The organism is Vibrio sp. PID17_43 (assembly GCF_002608565.1).
In the GTDB taxonomy this organism is placed as follows: domain Bacteria; phylum Pseudomonadota; class Gammaproteobacteria; order Enterobacterales; family Vibrionaceae; genus Vibrio.
On record NZ_LIXM01000008.1, the window covers coordinates 45124 to 63527 of the forward strand.

Sequence of the window (18404 nt, forward strand, 5' to 3'; positions counted from 1 at the left end):
TGACTCTTTATTTTTGTTTTGAGTAGAACGTGAGTTGTTTATCGAGATAGTCGTTAATGATGACGCGTGCTTTCTCGGCATCGATGCCTTGCGGGTTGAGCGTGCCGCGTAGCCAAATGCCATCAATTAATGACGCAATACCATGCGCCACCAGCTCAGCTTGGTTTTGATCCAGCAAAGCTTTTAATTCTTTTTTCAGGTGTGAGATGAGACGTCGTTCATTGACTCGTTGCAGACGTTTGAGCTGTTCGTCATGCATCGAGTAGGACCAGAAAGCCAGCCAAGTTTTTGCTACTTGGTTCTCGGCCTGGAAGCCGACGAAATTAGCGTCAATGATGGCATTAATTCTTTGGTGGTGCGCATCACTAGGGATCTGGCTTAGATTGATTTTAGTGGTGGCGGAAAGCTGGCGAAGGATTTCACGCATGGTTTCTTCGAGCAAACCGTGCTTACCACCGAAGTAGTGATTAATGATCCCTGTAGATACTCCTGCTTCTTTGCTGATCAACGAAATGCTCGCAGCGTGTAAACCTACTCTGTCAATGACCGACATCGTCGCTTTGACTAGCTGAGGTTTTCTGATTTCAGGCATCCCAACCTTGGGCATTTTGCATCCTTGTAAATTTTAATTGAACGGTTAGTTAAATATAAAATGCCTGAAATTTAGTTCGAGTTCAAATTATTTTTCTGTTTTTTACTTATATAAACCCTCCTAAACATCCATTGAAATAGAGAATATGTCAATTCGTACACATACAATAAATAAGAAGAAACGCAAATAAATACCACTATATAACAACAAGTTAAATAAACATTCATTCAGAGCAATACTGATGTCAGCGTCATTCAACTAATCACGGAACATTTCTCATAAAGACGCTCTCGACACAATTAAGATTTGAACTGAATGTATTTTTTGTAACCAGTGTCTTTGGTTTAATGAAGGTTGTATGGTATCGAACTAAGCGTTTTAAAAGCGCAAAGCGCAAAAAAGGGGCCTATGCCCCTATTTGTCGATATTTGATGATAGATTAGTAGCCTTTCCAAGGTACCAGTTTCTTCTCTAGGTAGCGCATCAGCAAATCAAATGAATACGCAATCAGTCCGATGATAATGATGCCGGCAATCACCACATCTGTCACAAGAAACTCGGCCGCATTAAGCACCATGTAACCGATCCCCGCTTCTGCAGCGACCATTTCACTTGCTACCAAGGTTGTCCAACCAAATCCAATCCCAATTCTTAATCCGGTTAGAATTTCAGGTAAAGCACTTTTAATGATCACATGATAAAGCACCTGCCCTTTGGATGCGCCCATCGAGTAAGCCGCTTGTATTTGCTCGCTTTTGGCTGATGCAACGCCGGCACGCGCACTGAGCGCGATCGGTGCAAACATAGCGAGATAAATCAACGTGACCTTGCTCGTTTCATCGATCCCAAGCCAAATAATCACTAAAGGTAAGTAAGCCAACGGTGGAAGAGGACGATAAAACTCAATCAGTGGATCGAAAACGCCTCTCACCCACACATTTGATCCAATTAAAATGCCAATTGGCACAGCAGTGACAACGGCCAAAGCAAAAGCCCCAAATACTCTGCCCAAACTCGCCAAGAGATGAGCTTCCAACGATACCCCAGAGAATCCGTTCACAAAAAGGTCGACAAATCGCTCCAGTACCGCATTAGGGGAGGGAAGAAACAACGGCTTAACCAAACCTAGTTCAGTCACAACCGCCCATAGCCCAATAAAAAACAGGGTAGAAATGACTGAGATCACGCGCGAGTTACCTTGACCAGGCTCTCCGTAATAACTTCCTGGGGTCTGGGTTTTGTTTTTTACCCACTGTACAAGCCGATAAAAAGGCGGGGTTGAATGCATTTCACTTTGTTGTGCGACGTTCGCTTGTGGCTCACCAGCAGCTTCTGACGTATGCTCTCCTTTCGCCTCTGAATGTTCAAGGCGTTCATGGTTTATTACGGCTTCACTCATAACGCTACCTCCACAATTTCATCTTGATGGATGATGGAAAGAATTTTTTCTCGCATTTCTATAAAATCAGGCATCGACTTAACCGCACGCGCATCTCGACACTCAAGAAAACGTTGATTGAAGTCTAAATTGAAACTGTGCGTTATACGCCCCGGTCGGGGGGACATCACGATCAGCTTCGAAGCCATGAACAGCGCTTCTTCGACACTATGGGTAATGAAAAACATCATTTTATTGGTCGCTTGCCATGCGTCTAACAGCAGCTCCTGTAACGTTTCTCGCGTTAGTGCATCCAGAGCACCCAAGGGCTCATCCAGTAATAGGATACTAGGGTCATTGGTTAGCGCTCGTGCAATTCCGACTCGCTGCTGCATGCCACCAGATAGCTGATAGACTTTATGCTGATGGAAGTCTTCTAGCCCAACGAGCTGTAAATACTTCGCAGCCCTTGCAAGTCGCTCTTTTTTCGCGACACCTTGGAGCTTTAAGCCAAATGCCGTGTTCTCAATCACATTCATCCATGGAAACAGCGCATGTTTTTGAAACACCACGCCTCGGTCTGCACCCGGGCCGATGATTTGATCGCCAATGTCTCGTCCCATGGTCACCCTAGGTAACCCTTCCACTTGTGAGTTGCCTAACGTAAGATAACCGGATGTTGGCGGGATGAATCCAGCCATCAAATTTAGGAGCGTTGTCTTACCACATCCTGATGCGCCAAGCGCGACAACGAGTTCACCTTGCTCAATTTGAAGATTAACTCCCGAAAGTGCCGTCACGGGCTCTCCCCCTTCCCTGCCTTCATAGATGACAGAAACATCCTCAATTTTTAGTGTTTTCTTCAAAGACATGCGCCTACTCCTTTCACGTTCATTGACTAAGTGTTGCTATTTCGCCTTCGCACTCTTTGCAAAGCTCGGATTGACAAATACGCTGTAGTCAGGCTGAAGAGCAGAGATTTTCTTTTCTTTCAGTAGGAATTCTGAAGTGGCTTTCAACGCTTGAACCGCACCACCTTCACTGCCACAACCAAGCCACTGACAAGAAAGCTGGGTATTAATGTCCATGAACTCATATAGTTTCATGGCTTCAACAACCCCTTCAGGTTCACCACCTGCAAGTTTCGCTACTGAAATCGCCATCGGGTTATCGGCTGTGAATGTCTCTTTTTGATCACGGTATTTCGCGTCCACTTCGGCTACGACCTTAATCAAATCCGTGACGAATTCTGGATGCTTTGCCGTAAACTCTTTACTCGCAATCATGCCATCAAAGGTGGGTTTTCCCCATGCACTCAATTGTTTTGAGGAAATCAATACACTGCCATCTTGCTTAATTTTGCCAAGTGCAGGATCCCAAATAAACGCACCATCAATATCACCACGCTGCCACGCTGCCATAATGGCATTCGGCTGCATGTTAATGAGTTTCACCTCTTTTTCTGATAAACCAAACTGCTCCAATGCGAACAACATGTGGAAGTGCGTGGTGGAGACGAATGGAACCGCTATACGCTTACCCTTAAGATCGGATGGAGAGGTGATTCCGCTGCTATTTTTTACCACCAGTGCCTCAGCATCAGCGATGTTTTCCGTCACCCATACCAGTTCCATTTCAACACCATTGCTTGCTGCACTCGCAATTGGGCTTGATCCTGCAACGGTCATGTCCACCGCTCCAGCCGCCATTGCGGTAATGGCCTTCGCGCCAGAATCAAATTTGCGCCACTTGATCTCATAGCCGGTTTCTTTCTCAATCAACTTCTGATCAATGGCGTATTTCAAAGGATTAAACATTCCTTGGTAGCCTATTGTGACTTCCTCTGCGCCGACTTGAAACGAACACGCCAATACGCTAGTCATGGCTAGAGTTTTAACGAGTGTGCTTTTCAATAATGTTTTCATCTTCACTTCCTCATGTGCTGTATGACATCTTCCACACTAATGAGAAGTCACTCGCAATGTTAGTACCAGAGTATTTCTTTATTGGTCCAGATGCGCACCAAAACTAGGCTCAGAAATGCACCCAAATTGTGCAAAATCTCTACGCAACCGGAGCTAAGAACAATCGAAGCTAAGAACAATTGAAGCTAATCAAAGAGTTTGAATTATTTGAGAGGACAATGGAAAAGAAGAAGAAGGCAACCGAGATAACAGATATGATGCAAGATACAAGAGACACACAGTAAAAAGCGAACTAAGAAGGACTATCTCGCACAGGCAACACCTAGATAAACACATTCTTACGCGTTACATCGAGCAAACTTGTTTGACAGATACGATGACGCAGTAGTATCACTGCTGCGTCATCGTGCCCTATAAGCTTTGGGCGAAAATTACGGTTTAATTAGCCGTTACAACTGATGAAAAACTTTTGCCATGATCGCCACGATCTCATCCGCTTGTTCCATTGACAAGGTTAGTGGAGGACTCAAACAGATGGTGTTGTTCAACGATGAAAACGACCGATTAGTGCGTCCAACGAGCAAACCATTTTGCATACACTTCGCAGAAAATTGCGCTAGAACGCTCTCATCTACCGGTAACTTTGTTTCGCGATCCTCTACTAATTCAAGGCCGATAAATAGCCCTTTCCCACGTACGTCCCCAATAATAGTAAACTGAGTTTGAAGCACTTCAAGCTGAGTTTTTAAGTATTCTCCTACATGGGCAGCATTCTCGACCAGACCTTCTTCCTCAATAATTTTCATGTTCTCAAGCGCGGCCGCCGGACCTATGGTGCAGCCGCCAAAGGTGCTGATATCTCGGAAGTAATCAAATTTATCACTAGGATCTTGCTTAAACAGGTCAAATACCGCTTCCGTTGTCACCGTGCAAGAAATTGCGGCATACGCCGAAGCAACGCCTTTCGCCATCGTGACAATGTCAGGCTTTAAGCCATAATGCTGATAACCAAACCAGCTTCCAGTACGTCCAACGCCACAGACAACCTCATCAACATGAATCAGGATATTGTACTTGTTACAAATCCTCTGAACTTCTTGATAGTACCCTTCTGGAGGAGTGATGACCCCACCTCCCGCCGTAATGGGCTCAATCACAATTGCACCTACCGTTTCCGGTCCCTCTCTCAGGATGACCTCTTCTAATAGTTGTGCCGCTTTAATACCATAGTTATCGCTATCTTCAAATTGACTACGATATTCACAGCAATGAGGAAACTCGACAAAACCAGGCGTAAACGGTCCGTACTGTTGACGTCGCTCCTCCTGTCCCGTTGAACTCAAGCAAGTGATGGTGGTGCCGTGATAATCTCGCTCACGATATAAGATTTTGTGTTTCTTTCCGCCATATTTCTTGTGCGCAATTTGACGCACTATTTTATAAGCTTTTTCATTCGCTTCTGAGCCTGAGTTAGAAAAGTACACTCGACTCATTCCGGGCATTTTTTCAATCAACTTGTTGGCAAACTCTGCCATGATTGGCGAACCTGCCGTGCCCGCAAAGAAGTTAAGGCGCATTGCCTGTTCCTTGATCACGTTAGCAATTCGCTCTCGACCATAGCCAACGTTGACACACCAAACACCGCCAGAACTCGCATCAAGGTAGCGATTACCATTCACATCCCAAATATATTCACCTTTGCCCGATGACATAATCAACGGCGCTTGCTCTTCAAATGGTGCATGTTGAGTGATGTGGTGCCAAACGTGCTTTTTGTCCCACTCCACTATTTGCGCTTTCATCTCTGGGGTTAGCTGCTGATCCATATTCGTTCTCCTTCCTTGCTTTATTTCAACCTAAAGCAATGCAAGGCCTCATCAATAGATCCAGTCGCATTTATTTATGGTGACAGGCGTCGGGGAAGCTATGGCACAGTTCCTGCGTTGCCATTCATTAGCGTGATAACGCTGATGGCTATAAACAATGGATATCAAACTGCAAAGGATGCGAACATTGAAAAGCGATTACTTAATGCACATACAATTCTCGCCAGAAAGAAGCTTACAAGAACAGATTCGAGAGCACTTACTGGAAGCAATACGAAACGGCATTTTTGGAAATAATGCCCTGCCATCGTGTAGAAAGCTCGCATCCATGTTAAGGGTGTCGCGCAACACTGTTGTACTTGTCTATGATCGACTCGTCGATGAAGGGTATCTAATTTCACAAGAGCGGAGTGGTTATTTCGCCAATCACAATGCCCTCTCAGAGAATCCGTTTCCTACACCCAACCAGCTAAATCACCTTAATCCCGACCAATTTAGTGCAAAACCTGCGCACTTTTGGTTCAAGCGCGTTAAGCATGACGTGACAACACAGCGAAACATTGCGAAGCCTTCAAACTGGAAGGATTACCCCTACCCATTCTTATTTGGGCAGCCTGATCATGCTCTATTTCCATTAAATCATTGGCGAGAGTGCTGTCGATTGTCACAGCGTGCCGGGATAGTCAAAGATTGGATTTCAGATTCGATTGACAATGACGATCTCGCGTTAGTAAAGCAACTACAAACGAATGTATTACCCAAACGATCCATTCAAGCCTCGCAAGACCAAATCCTCATCACCATTGGCACGCAGAATTCGCTTTACCTTCTTGCTCGGCTACTCGGTGACAAAGAAACGCGTTTAGCCGTTGAAGAGCCCGGATACCCTGATGTTCGCAATATTTTTTCATCTCATGGCGCAACAATTGTCCCTATAAACGTCGATTGCCAAGGCATCGAAATCAATGACAACCTTAAAAGCTGCGACTATGTTTATGTCACGCCTAGCCATCAAGTACCGACAAATGTCACCATGTCAATGCAGCGACGCCAAGCACTGCTTCACGCTGCTGAAAAATACGATTTTGTCATTATAGAAGATGATTATGAAAGCGAAATCAATGTCCTTAGCCAAGCGAGCCCCTCGTTAAAGAGCCTGGACACTAACGGCAGAGTCATTTACATCGGTAGCCTATCAAAATCACTGTCTCCCGGATTACGACTTGGTTACATGGTTGCCGATGCGCCTCTTATCGACGCAGCAAGAGCATTGCGGCGGTTAATGTATCGCCATCCCCCAGCCAACAATCAGAGAACTTGTGCACTGTTTATCTCACTAGGCTATTACGATGCCTATTTGAGGAAACTGCGCAAGTGCTACCAACAGAGATGGACCACCATGCGGCAAGCCCTCATGAACCATCTTCCGCAGTGCATCACTACTGCAACCGTTGGTGGAAGCGCATTCTGGCTAAAATTACCAAATCACACAGATTGCGAGCAATTCACTGCCGTGGCAAGGGACATCGGCGTTTTGGTCGAACCCGGGACGATTCATTTTTCTCGATTTCAAAAAGATCATCGCCGTTATATTCGTCTAGGTTATTCCGCTATCGATAGCGACAAAATTGAACTAGGGATCAAAAAGCTAGCTCAGTTACTCAACGAAAAAGCGTAACCAGATATTTGTACCAACAAATATGACTAACTGGTACTAATAGAATCACAAGCACTTACCTACTATTCCCGTAACAACTTCAATTAAAGGGAGAGAGTATGGTAAGTGAGGTCGTTATCGTTGGCACACTGATCCTAGCCGGACTCATTCGTGGATATACCGGATTTGGCTTTTCTGGTCTTATGATCGTGGCACTGTCCATTTTCTATCCTGTTGCTGATTTGGTGCCGGCCATACTACTGGTGGATCTATTCATTTCCTTACCATTAGTTGCGACTTGCTGGAAACAAGCAGATTTCACCATCCTTACTCCATTGCTGTGGGCCACAATGTTAGGTATTCCTTTTGGCTTGGGTCTCCTGTATGCCTTGTCTGATGAACTTTTGAAAGTATTGGTACCAAGCACTATCTTGACCTTAGCTTTCCTATCCCGGCACCCTAGCCTAGTTATTCAAAAGCTGTCGCAGTCAAAACTGTTATGCGGGTTCACCTCTGGTTGGACGACAAGTGCGGTCTCTTCTGGTGGAACGCCAGTAGTTATGTACATGCGACAACAAGCGTTAAGCAATAGCGTAAAACGCGCCTCTCTCATTTGCTATTTCTTTCTCGTCAACTGTTTAGCGGTCGGTGGAAATTATACCATCACCAAACAATGGGCGATGTTGCCGAGCAATCCGGTGATTTATGTATTGATCGCGTTCTTATCCGCATTAGCGGGTCGGCGGCTATTTATTTACAAGGACTTCGAATCTATCCATGAGGTTGCCTTTTACCTATTGCTAACGGTTTCCAGCGGCACCTTAATCATCGCGGTCTGGTCATTATTTTCTTAAGGAGATTACACATGAATACACGATCAACACCAACCGTTTTCATTACTGGTGCCACCTCTGGCTTTGGACGCGCAGCAGCACGTCGATTTGCGCAAGAAGGATACTCACTGGTATTAACCGGACGACGAAAAGTGCGACTTGACCAACTTGCGGACGAGTTAGCCATGGAATGCAATGTTTATACGGCTCAACTGGATGTAAGAAGCAGCGAAGAGATTGCAACCCTCATCGCGGATCTACCCTCTGAATTTGCGAACATTGAAATATTGATTAACAACGCTGGCCTAGCGCTAGGAGCAACACCCGCTGACCAAGCCTCGATAACCGACTGGCACACCATGATAGACACCAACGTCACTGGGCTCGTTAACGTCACCCATGCGTTATTGCCTACACTGTTAAAACAGCCCAAAGCCACCATCATTAACCTAGCCAGTATTGCGGCGAACTGGTGCTACCCAGGAGCCCATGTTTATGGAGCAAGTAAAGCTTTCGTGGCCCAGTTTTCCCGTAATTTACGCAGTGATTACGCCGGTACAAAACTGCGTGTCACGAGCCTTGAACCCGGGTTATCAGAAAGTGAATTTAGCCTCGTACGCTTTAACGGTGACCAAGCGAAATACAATGAGATTTACGATGAGACGAATCCTCTCCAACCCGAAGACATCGCTGACATCATGTTGTGGATTGCAGAACAGCCATGTCATATAAATATTAACAGCTTAGAAGTAATGCCTACCAGCCAAGCATGGGACAACTTTAAAATAGTGAAATCAAAATAGTGTTTGCGAATGTTCAGTCTGCACTTATCTTAAGCGCAATGCATTGTAATCTGTCTATAAGTATGGTTACCAATAAAAAACCGCGCTATCAAAAGCGCGGTTTACCGTGTGTTTTTATATACCACACCATCTTTCATGATGAGTTTCCGTGTTTGCGACATACTCAACGCCAGCAAGTGGGTTACCGTCGATGATCAACAGATCAGCATAAGCCCCCTCAACGATTTGTTCCAATTGACCGTTTTGGTAAGGGTGCTGATACGCTCTCTAATCAATTTGTTGTCAGTGCCATTAAAAACATTTGCGTTGATGATGAATTTTTTCATTTCGCTTTCCTCAGTAAGGTTGTTTTACTTAACTAATGGCGCCAGTTTAGCGAGAGCTTCGATTAATTAATTGCTATTACGCGACAGTCAAAAGCAAGCTCGAGAGAAAAACTTGCCATCCGTTACTACACTTTGAGAACACTCACTCAGTTAGGAAGCAAAACATGAGCGATAAGAGCACACATTCCAAATGTCCGGTTATGCATGGTGCGAATACCAATCAACAATCTGCAGAGTTCAATTGGTGGCCAAAAACTCTCAACCTTGACATTCTTCATCAGCATGATCAAAAGACCGATCCAATGGATTCTGGCTTCAATTATGCTGAAGCTTTTGACTCTCTCGACCTCAACGAGGTAAAAAAAGATCTGATCGATCTCATGACCGACAGCCAAGATTGGTGGCCAGCAGATTGGGGCCATTATGGGGGGTTAATGATCCGTATGGCGTGGCATTCCGCAGGGACCTATCGTATTGCCGATGGCCGAGGTGGGGCCAGTCGCGCGAATCAACGCTTTGCGCCAATCAATAGTTGGCCCGACAACGGCAACCTTGATAAAGCACGTCGCCTACTTTGGCCAATCAAAAAGAAATACGGTAACAAAATCTCATGGGCAGATTTGATCATCCTAGCTGGTAATATGGCCTATGAATCGATGGGCTTTAAAACCTTTGGCTTCGCAGGCGGACGAGAAGACATTTGGCATCCAGAAAAAGACATTTATTGGGGAGCAGAAAAAGAGTGGCTTCAGCCAACTGGTGGGGAAAACAATCGTTACTCTGGCGAGCGCGACTTAGAGAACCCGCTTGCAGCCGTAATGATGGGCTTAATTTACGTGAACCCTGAAGGGGTAGACGGTAAACCAGACCCCATTAAAACGGCACACGATATGCGAATCACATTTGCTCGTATGGCAATGAATGACGAAGAGACCGTTGCCTTAACCGCCGGCGGTCACACTGTCGGTAAAGCACATGGTAACGGGGATGCATCTGTACTCGGCCCAGAGCCTGAAGGGGCAGAGATCGAAGATCAAGGCTTCGGCTGGCTAAACAAAACGTCACGTGGTATTGGCCGCGATACTGTTACGAGTGGCGTTGAAGGAGCATGGACAAGCAACCCAACCAAATGGGACAACGGTTACTTCCATTTGCTCTTTACTTACGACTGGTGGGTGACAAAAAGCCCCGCGGGCGCTTCACAATGGGAGCCTGTAAACATCAAAGAGGAAGACATGCCAGTTGATGTCGAAGACCCAACCATTCGCCGCAATCCGATAATGACCGATGCGGATATGGCCCTTAAGTTTGACCCAGAGTATCGTAAAATTGCAGAACGCTTCCGTGATGATCCTAAGTACTTCGAAGAAACGTTCGCACGCGCATGGTTTAAGCTGACCCACCGCGATTTAGGCCCGAAATCACGTTACCTTGGTCCAGATGTGCCAGCGGAAGATTTAATTTGGCAAGATCCCGTCCCGCCAGTCTCATACCTACTAGCAGATGATCACATCGATTCACTTAAGAAAGCGATCCTCAATAGCGAACTGTCGATTGCTGAATTAGTGTCTACTGCTTGGGATAGCGCGCGCACTTACCGTGGTTCTGATCGCCGAGGAGGGGCAAATGGTGCACGTATTCGCTTCGCGCCGCAAAAAGACTGGATCGGTAATGAACCCGAAAGATTGTACAAGGTGCTTAGCGTACTCGATTCTATCCGCTTGACGCACAACTCCCCGATTAGCATGGCCGATTTGATCGTGCTTGCCGGTGGTGTTGGCATCGAAAAAGCAGCATCTAACGCAGGGTTAAACATTACCGTACCATTTAACCAAGGACGCGGTGACGCCACTGAGGATATGACCGATGCGGAATCATTTGATGTACTCGAACCGATTCATGATGGTTTCCGTAATTGGCTAAAATCGGATTATGTCGTCAGTGCAGAGGAGCTCTTACTAGAGCGAAGCCAATTAATGCAACTGACCGCCGTTGAAATGACGGTACTGGTTGGTGGTATGCGCGTGTTGGGGGCGAACTATGACGGTACTGCACACGGTGTGTTTACTGACAATGTTGGTGCATTAAGCAATGATTTCTTCGTTAATCTGACAGACATGAATTACTCATGGCATCCAACGGGTGACAATCAATACGAAGTTCGTGACCGACAATCTGGGCAAACTAAATGGACCGCTACACGGGTAGATTTGGTGTTTGGTTCCAATTCCATACTGCGCTCTTACGCTGAGGTTTACGCGCAAGATGACAACAAAGAGAAGTTCGTGAAAGACTTTGTGGCCGCATGGGTGAAAGTGATGAATGCGGATCGCTTTGATTTATAATTCATATGGTGAATAAATAACACCCATTGACAAAGCAGTGCTACATATTGCACTGCTTTCCTCATTTTACACTCTGGTGCTATATACCACTACTGAACAATAACGCTTCACGCAACGTTATTTCACTCTCGATGTTATTTCACAAAGGACGCCACACGTTGACCAAATTGTTTTGCGGTTTCCAAATCCCCAGCACAAGGAGCTTCTTCTGGTAAAGCATCCGCAGGGCTCTGCGCCAGTAACCCGGCGGACCCACCAAGATAGTTAATATCGTTACGCTGCGCGTCTTTCGTATTAGCAGGCAATGCACCTATGCCTATCCAAACCATGCCATGTTGCATCGCCAATGTGATTAGGTATGAGATTGTCACGCCTTTATCGCCATTCATTGATGCTGAGTTAGTAAAACCTGCGGCGAATTTATCTTTCCAATCCATATTGAACCAACGCTTACTTGACGCATCGGCAAATTTTTTAAATTGCCATGAAACCATGCCCATGTACGTTGGTGAGCCAAATACAATGGCGTTCGCCTCATCTAACTGCTTCCATTGTTCTTCTGTAAGTTCACCATTTTCATCGATCTTAACCAAAACGGCATTCGCGCCCTCAGCGACTGCGTGAGCTTGCTTCTCTGTATGTCCATAACCACTATGATAAACGACTGCAACTGACATGCTTATTCCCTCAATGTGAATGATTCAAACTACATTGTAGAATCGTTTATGTGCCTCACAAGGCATCTTAGTTGTAATCTGCGAAAGTAAGCAATATCGACGAGATATTATGTCGTTGTTTTTTCTCAACCAACGTTGCGTGCCACCATAAACACCTCATCTGCTGAATACAGGTTAGAGATGGTCGCTTCAATCTCTGCACCTAAGGTGTCTTTATCCAGATTCTTGACAAAGTTATCCGCTCCCGTTGTGACAACGACCTGCTTTAACACTGCGTTTTTCTTGGCAAGTTTACCTTTCACTAAAGGCAATGTTTCAGTAATCAATTTACGTGCAATACCTTATCGAGACAAGGTGTCGAGCTACAAGGTTTCGCCAAAGTAAAACTGAGTTTCTAGATCAATACACCTTTGCTCGATTTTTGCCAAAGGATCGGTGATACGCTGCATAAGATGTTCAGCGGCGATCTTACCAATTTCTTCTCTGGGGGTTATCACGGTGGCAAGTGTTGGTTTGATCACCGATGAGATATTGTGACCATGAAAACCCACGATGGATACATCTTTTGGCACGCCCACATTCTGCCGTTGACACTCATAGAGCGCACCAATCGCGATGTCATCATTGGTACAAATGATGCCGTCCACCTCTGGGTGCTCTGCCAACATGTTTTTCATCAGCGTTGCGCCAAGCGTATATGACGACGATTCCATGGTGGTTATCACCAGAGGCTTTAAGTCTTGAGCCACCATAACCTGTTCGTAACCTTTAATTTTTTGCTTGGTACGCTCATCCATCCGCGCCGCGAGATAGGCAATGCGTTTTCGGCCTCTGTTGATTAGCTCTTTGGTGGCGTTCTGACTGGCTTTGATATTGTCAAAGCCAACCGCTTGCTGAAGCGGCTGCGAAATTGAGTCCATGATCTCAACAATCGGAATACCAGACGCGTTAAGAATCTTTTTCGAGCGCTCAGTGTGATAGCTTTCCGAAAGAATGATGCCATCAACATTGTAACCGAGTAGCGTTTCAATGCGTTTTTCTTCAACATGTTTCCCGTAACCATAGTGAGCAATCATGGCCTGATAACCATTGGGCTCAATCACTCCCTCAATGCCGCGCAGAACTTCATCAAATACTTGGTTAGTCAAGGAAGGAAGAAGCACACCAATCGAATAGCTTTTCGCTTTGGAGAGTATGTCGGGAGCGCGATTCGGTACGTAGCCTAACTCTTTGACTACCTCGTCAATTTGTACTCCTACTGCTTCAGAGACCTTGCTTGGGTCTCTAAGAAAGCGGCTGACCGTCATTTTGGTGACCCCAACACGATCAGCAATATCTTGTAGGGTCGGTCTCTGTTTTTTCTGCATCATAGGACTTCAAAATAGAATTAGGACTAGACTACTATCATTTGTTGCAGCCATCATAACCTAAGTCCATCGCTTCCATCATCTCTGTTGGCCTTGATACACCTGGAATCAAGGCGATAGGCTGACTAGCGGCATGCTTGAGTAAGCGCGCAGGCGCTCTCGGAGAGATGACAAACTTAGTGCCCGCTTTATCCGCTCTGGATAGTCGCGGTAAGCTTAATGCGCACTCACCATATCGTTGTATGAGGTCACGATAGCGAGATTGCTTTTGGTAAAATCGAGAATGGACCGTTTTTCTCGCTCTGTGGCGGCCGCAACCGTGTGAGCAAGGTTCCCACACGCAAGCGTAGCACGCATTTTTCCTTTGCTGGCTGAGCGCTCTATATTGTACAAGTAATTGTACAAGTACGTTTTGCGACAGGTTTTACTTCGCGGAACAATATTGTGTGCCACTTCGGCAATTACAGTGTTAATCGTCATGATAGTTTACCGATGGGCTGCTCGCGCTGCCCATTTTCTGTCAAATCCTAGACAGGATGTCTTGAGTAATTTCTGCTGGAGTCTGTCTAATATCAATATGTAACGCTTCGCTTTCTGAAGGTTCGACTAAGGTTTCAAATTGGCTCTCTAACATAGCAACACCTTTGAAATAGTGTCCTTGCCGTGCTTTATGCCTTGACCAAATAGTCTCAAAATCCCCTTTCAGATAGAAAAAGCGCAGTTCTTCACACTCATCTCGCAAAATATCTCGATATTCGGGTTTAAGCGCTGAACATGCCACAACCAGCTCGTCCTCTGTCTTTAGCAGCCTGTTAAGCCTCAGCAACCAAGACTCTCGATCCTCATCCGTTAATGGGATGCCACTTTGCATTTTCTGGACACTGCCTGGTGAGTGATAATCATCGCCATCAAAAAACGGAATGTTTAGCGCTTTAGCAAGTGACTCGCCGATTGATGACTTCCCACATCCGGAAACGCCCATAACGATGTACTTCTTTTTCATACTTATTATCTCTATCAACGCCGTCGGACAAGCTTATTTCCACCACAGAGCAAGCTCTGGGAAAATAATCACCAAGGCCAGAACCGAAATCTGTAAACCAATAAACGGAAGTAGCGAACTAAAGATCTCACCAAGACTAATATCCTTTGGAGCAACCGACTTCAGATAGAAGGCAGCAGGGCCAAAAGGTGGTGATAGGAAAGCGACCTGCATGTTCAAGCAGAACACTACGCCGAACCAGATGGGGTCCATGCCTAGGCTAGTAATGATGGGGACGAAGATGGGCATAGTCAGTAGTGCGACACCGACCCAGTCAAGAAACATTCCTAACACAAATAGAATGACCATCATGATCAGTAGTGTTGTCATGGCATTGCCGCCACTGAGTGCCAGAATGATCTGCTCAACAAAGTTGATACCACCCATGAGATTGTAAACACCCACCAGCGCTGAAGCGCCGATACCAATCCACATGATCATGCCGCAGGTGCGCATGGTCGCGATGGCAGACTCTTTGACCATAGTCCAATTCAGTTCACCCCGAATAGCCGCACTTACTGCGATTCCCACAACGCCAAGTGCTGATGCTTCAGTCACCGAGGCCACCCCAGTATAAATACTACCGAGGACAGTAGCGACCGATAGCAGAGGAAAGAACAGAGCTTTGAAATAACTTGGGTGCTCTTTGACATCTTCTTCTAACTCTTGGGCGGACGGCAACGGCGCTAAACTCGGATTTAACTTACAACGAATCAGTACATAAGCGATGTAAAACAGAGCAAGGATGAACGCGGGCAAAAACGAAGCTTTGAATAGGTCACCAATTGAAACCGATGCGGAAAGGCCATAAATGATGAGCACAATGCTCGGCGGTAACATAGTCCCAAGCGCGCCCCCCGCACAAGTGGTACCAATCGCCAATTTGCGGTCATAACCCAGACGGAGCATTTGCGGTAGCGCTAGAATACCCAGTAGTACCGTTTCTCCACCAATCACTCCCGACATCGAAGCAAGGATGACCGCGACAATCAGAGTTTGAACCGCAACACCACCACGGACTTTACGACCAACGCTTTTCATCGCGTCAAACAGATCTCTTGCAATACCCGAACGGTCAAGCAATGCCGCCATCAAAACAAACATGGGGACGGCGAGAAATACATAGCCATTCACAAAACTATAGATTCGACTAGTGACCAATGGCAGTGCATCAACACCGAACCAGCCAAGGGTGAAAACAAGGGCTACCAAACCTGTCACAAAAGCGAGTTGCATACCCGTTAGCAGCAGGCCAATCATCAAAGCGAGCATTAATAAGCTTCCGGAAGCGATACCAATAGACGAAAGCTCACCAAAGATCACGTATGAGGCCAACCAGATCAACGCAGCAAAAACAACGGCACCACCAGAGAAAAATGCCAAACGTAGACGATTATCTGATTCGGCTTTGGCAGGAGATAAATTAAGCATTGATCTCTTCCTTTAGTTCTTTTATTTCATTAATCAGATGTAGTAAAAACTGAATGAACATTACACAAACTGTCAACAGAATCAGTCCCTTAAGAAGTGCCGGGAATGCAGGGTTCCAGGCAGTTCCTGAAGTCTCTAACCTCAGCTCGCCCCAAGGCGCGAACCATGAGCTGTTGACCATTTGCCAAGCCGCATAAACAAGTAAGCCGCTAAACAGCAAACCTGCTAAGTGGTGAAAAATATTGAGGTAATGCTTTGTTCTCTGTGAAACCGAATCATAAATAAGTGCGACTCGTACATGCTTATCGGTCGCTAGTGCGTATGCGCCGCCAATCACAAATAGCGAACCACCGATAAACGAAGCCGTTTCGTGAACCCAAATGGTTGGTGCATCAAAAACGTAACGGCTCACGACTTCATAAAATGAGATGATGACGGTGAAGGCAAACAGTAAACTGAGTATTTCGCTCACCTTAGCAATGGCTTTGTCTAGGATGTTTATGGGCATTTCAGCCACTTTTGTGTCTGAGTTTTTCATCGTGCTGTATCCATAATAAAGGGAGATGAAACCACCTCCCTATGTGTTGTGGCTTATAGAAGACCCGCACCTTTTAGGTATGTGGTAATTGAGTCATAGACTTTTTGAGCGTTTGGCGAACGCTGAGCATATTTTTCCCATTCCCCCATCGCGATTTGACGGAACTTCTTACGCTCTTCCTGAGACCAGTCATGAATCGTAATACTTGGATTGGCTTGCGCCTCTTTAACTGCCGCTTGGTCAGCAATGCGCAGCTGTGTGGTGATGTCTTGAGCGAAATCACGTACCGAGACCGTCATAATCTCTTGCAAATCGGCTGGCAGTTTGTCCCATTTCTTCTGGCTCATTGAGATATCAATGGTAGGTAAAGAGTGGAAACCTGGCTGAACTGGGTGTAGCGCAATATCATTCATCCCAGCACTGTGGTTAGTCGAGAAAACGGTATAGTCAGCAGCATCGATCACGCCCTTGCTCAAACCGGTAAAGACTTCAGAACCCGGTAAGTTAACCGGTGTTGCGCCTGCGGCAGCAAAAACTTGCTGAACCAGACCTTCCGGTGCACGAAGTTTTAACCCTTTGAGGTCATCAACACCATTAATTGGCACTTTGGAAACGAACGATTCAACACCTGTTGTTGAGCCGCCGATATATTTCACACCGTAAGGCGCATAAAGCTCAGTCATCATTTCATAGCCGCCGCCGTAGTTGATGTACTCAAGTAGTTGGCGAGTATCTGACCAAGCACCTACCATGTTACCGATAAGACCAAACGCAGGATCTTTACCTGAGAAATAGCCCGTAGCGGTAATGTGACCGTCGAGAACGCCCATTTTGATAGAGTCTAGCGTTTCGGTGTGTTTTACCACTGCACCTACCGGGAGTAGGTCGATTTCAATTCGACCCGCAGACATTTTTCTACAGTCTCTGCCCACTCTTTTTGTACTTGGAAGTTCTTATCTCCAGATGGGTCACTCGACTGAAACTTGAAGTTGAAATCAGCAGCAAGTACAGAAGTGGAAAGTAGAGTGGTAGCGACAGCGATAGATAGGGTTTTGAGGGTAATGTTCATGAGTAGATCCTTTTCTCTCTTTTATTTTAGTAATATGTTACCGGGAACCATAATAATGTTATCGGTAACATTGGGTAACATCTAAGAGACTGATCACAATTGATTGAATAGTGCTGAAGCTAAACAGCACACTATCAAGTTTAAGGAAGGCTGGGGTCGTGCTGATCATGTTCGGAGGTTTAACAACTCACTCAAACGGTTGCTGTCGATAGAGAGATGTGTCTAGAAGGTTCTGTCGTAATGTCGATTGGAGATTGGGGATTGGGAAAGCGAAGATTTTCAAAACCCGCCGAAAGTTCACTTCCAACGCCCTATCACCAGCTATGAATTAGCTGAATTCTGCGCTCTGCTCGGCTATTCAGGCACAAAAATGGCTTCAATAATGCTAAAAACCGATGGTGCTATAAAGAGCGTCCTAAAGGAAACGATTGGGTTTACCCAAGCTCAAGGGATAGATGATGGAGAACGTGAACACATAGAACGATGTGCATCACTCATCCAAACAGAGTGTGAATACTTGCTAGCGCAAGCCGACAGTGTGCCAATGACTTTGCTAAATTAGATAAACACGGATTAAGCCAGCTATTGCGAATTG

Annotated in this window: 16 protein-coding genes and 4 pseudogenes; 5 read left to right on the plus strand and 15 right to left on the minus strand. The window is 45.8% G+C overall.

Annotation, left to right across the window (positions count from 1 at the left end):
* Positions 1-7: 7 nt before the first annotated feature.
* The 5 genes from betI to AK965_RS07260 all read right to left on the minus strand — a co-directional run bounded on the left by betI (position 8) and on the right by AK965_RS07260 (position 5721).
* On the minus strand, positions 8-607 hold the full coding sequence (gene betI / locus AK965_RS07240) for a transcriptional regulator BetI (protein WP_099078994.1): 600 nt from the start codon (positions 605-607) through the stop codon (positions 8-10).
* Between the two features lie 424 nt (positions 608-1031).
* Positions 1032-1991, minus strand: coding sequence for an ABC transporter permease subunit (locus AK965_RS07245; RefSeq protein WP_216360610.1), 960 nt, complete (start codon positions 1989-1991; stop codon positions 1032-1034).
* Positions 1988-2842 carry a taurine ABC transporter ATP-binding protein gene (locus tag AK965_RS07250; protein ID WP_099078995.1) on the minus strand — a complete coding sequence of 285 codons (855 nt, stop codon included), beginning with the start codon at positions 2840-2842 and terminating at the stop codon, positions 1988-1990. The genes AK965_RS07245 and AK965_RS07250 overlap by 4 nt, the downstream gene beginning before the upstream one ends.
* A 36-nt stretch (positions 2843-2878) precedes the next feature.
* On the minus strand, positions 2879-3895 hold the full coding sequence (gene tauA, locus AK965_RS07255; protein WP_099078996.1) for a taurine ABC transporter substrate-binding protein: 1017 nt from the start codon (positions 3893-3895) through the stop codon (positions 2879-2881).
* 449 nt (positions 3896-4344) lie between these two features.
* Entirely contained in the window at positions 4345-5721 is a 1377-nt protein-coding gene (locus AK965_RS07260; protein WP_099078997.1) for an aspartate aminotransferase family protein, read from the minus strand.
* Between the two features lie 205 nt (positions 5722-5926).
* Here AK965_RS07260 and AK965_RS07265 point away from each other — a divergent pair, with 205 nt between their 5' ends.
* From AK965_RS07265 to AK965_RS07275, 3 genes are all read left to right on the plus strand, one after another.
* Entirely contained in the window at positions 5927-7399 is a 1473-nt protein-coding gene (locus AK965_RS07265; protein ID WP_253252676.1) for a PLP-dependent aminotransferase family protein, read from the plus strand.
* A gap of 98 nt (positions 7400-7497) precedes the next feature.
* Positions 7498-8232, plus strand: coding sequence for a sulfite exporter TauE/SafE family protein (locus tag AK965_RS07270; RefSeq protein WP_099078998.1), 735 nt, complete (start codon positions 7498-7500; stop codon positions 8230-8232).
* An 11-nt stretch (positions 8233-8243) separates the two neighbouring features.
* Positions 8244-9014 (plus strand): SDR family NAD(P)-dependent oxidoreductase, encoded by a 771-nt coding sequence (locus AK965_RS07275; protein WP_099078999.1) that lies wholly within the window; start codon positions 8244-8246, stop codon positions 9012-9014.
* Positions 9015-9115: 101 nt separating this feature from the next.
* Here AK965_RS07275 and AK965_RS07280 read toward each other — a convergent pair.
* Positions 9116-9275 (minus strand): annotated as a pseudogene (locus AK965_RS07280) (amidohydrolase family protein); the annotation flags it as partial.
* A gap of 229 nt (positions 9276-9504) precedes the next feature.
* Here AK965_RS07280 and katG point away from each other — a divergent pair.
* A complete protein-coding gene (katG, locus tag AK965_RS07285; protein ID WP_099079000.1) occupies positions 9505-11685 on the plus strand; it encodes a catalase/peroxidase HPI in 2181 nt (726 codons plus the stop codon).
* A 134-nt stretch (positions 11686-11819) separates the two neighbouring features.
* Here the strand turns inward: katG and AK965_RS07290 are convergent, their stop codons facing one another.
* From AK965_RS07290 to AK965_RS07325, 9 genes and pseudogenes are all read right to left on the minus strand, one after another.
* Positions 11820-12362 carry a flavodoxin family protein gene (locus tag AK965_RS07290; protein ID WP_099079001.1) on the minus strand — a complete coding sequence of 181 codons (543 nt, stop codon included), beginning with the start codon at positions 12360-12362 and terminating at the stop codon, positions 11820-11822.
* 125 nt (positions 12363-12487) lie between these two features.
* Positions 12488-12703, minus strand: a pseudogene (locus AK965_RS07295) (N-acetyltransferase); the annotation flags it as partial.
* Positions 12704-12724: 21 nt separating this feature from the next.
* Positions 12725-13732, minus strand: a complete 1008-nt coding sequence (locus AK965_RS07300; protein ID WP_099079003.1) for a substrate-binding domain-containing protein — start codon at positions 13730-13732, stop codon at positions 12725-12727.
* 34 nt (positions 13733-13766) lie between these two features.
* Positions 13767-13973, minus strand: a complete 207-nt coding sequence (locus AK965_RS20910; protein WP_367379305.1) for a hypothetical protein — start codon at positions 13971-13973, stop codon at positions 13767-13769.
* Positions 13946-14209 (minus strand): hypothetical protein, encoded by a 264-nt coding sequence (locus tag AK965_RS20655; RefSeq protein ID WP_253252671.1) that lies wholly within the window; start codon positions 14207-14209, stop codon positions 13946-13948. Before AK965_RS20655 ends, AK965_RS20910 begins: the two co-directional genes overlap by 28 nt.
* Before the next feature lie 40 nt (positions 14210-14249).
* The gene (locus AK965_RS07310) at positions 14250-14732 is read right to left on the minus strand and encodes a gluconokinase (protein WP_099079005.1); all 483 of its coding nucleotides are present in this window, start codon (positions 14730-14732) and stop codon (positions 14250-14252) included.
* 33 nt (positions 14733-14765) lie between these two features.
* On the minus strand, positions 14766-16043 hold the full coding sequence (locus tag AK965_RS07315; protein WP_099079096.1) for a TRAP transporter large permease subunit: 1278 nt from the start codon (positions 16041-16043) through the stop codon (positions 14766-14768).
* A gap of 151 nt (positions 16044-16194) precedes the next feature.
* Complete coding sequence (locus tag AK965_RS07320) at positions 16195-16740, minus strand: TRAP transporter small permease subunit (RefSeq protein WP_099079006.1); 546 nt, start codon at positions 16738-16740, stop codon at positions 16195-16197.
* A gap of 53 nt (positions 16741-16793) precedes the next feature.
* Positions 16794-17809, minus strand: a pseudogene (locus tag AK965_RS07325) (TRAP transporter substrate-binding protein).
* Between the two features lie 247 nt (positions 17810-18056).
* Between AK965_RS07325 and AK965_RS20915 the strand changes: the two are divergent.
* A pseudogene (locus tag AK965_RS20915) lies at positions 18057-18371 on the plus strand (type II toxin-antitoxin system HipA family toxin); the annotation flags it as partial.
* Positions 18372-18404 lie beyond the last annotated feature (33 nt).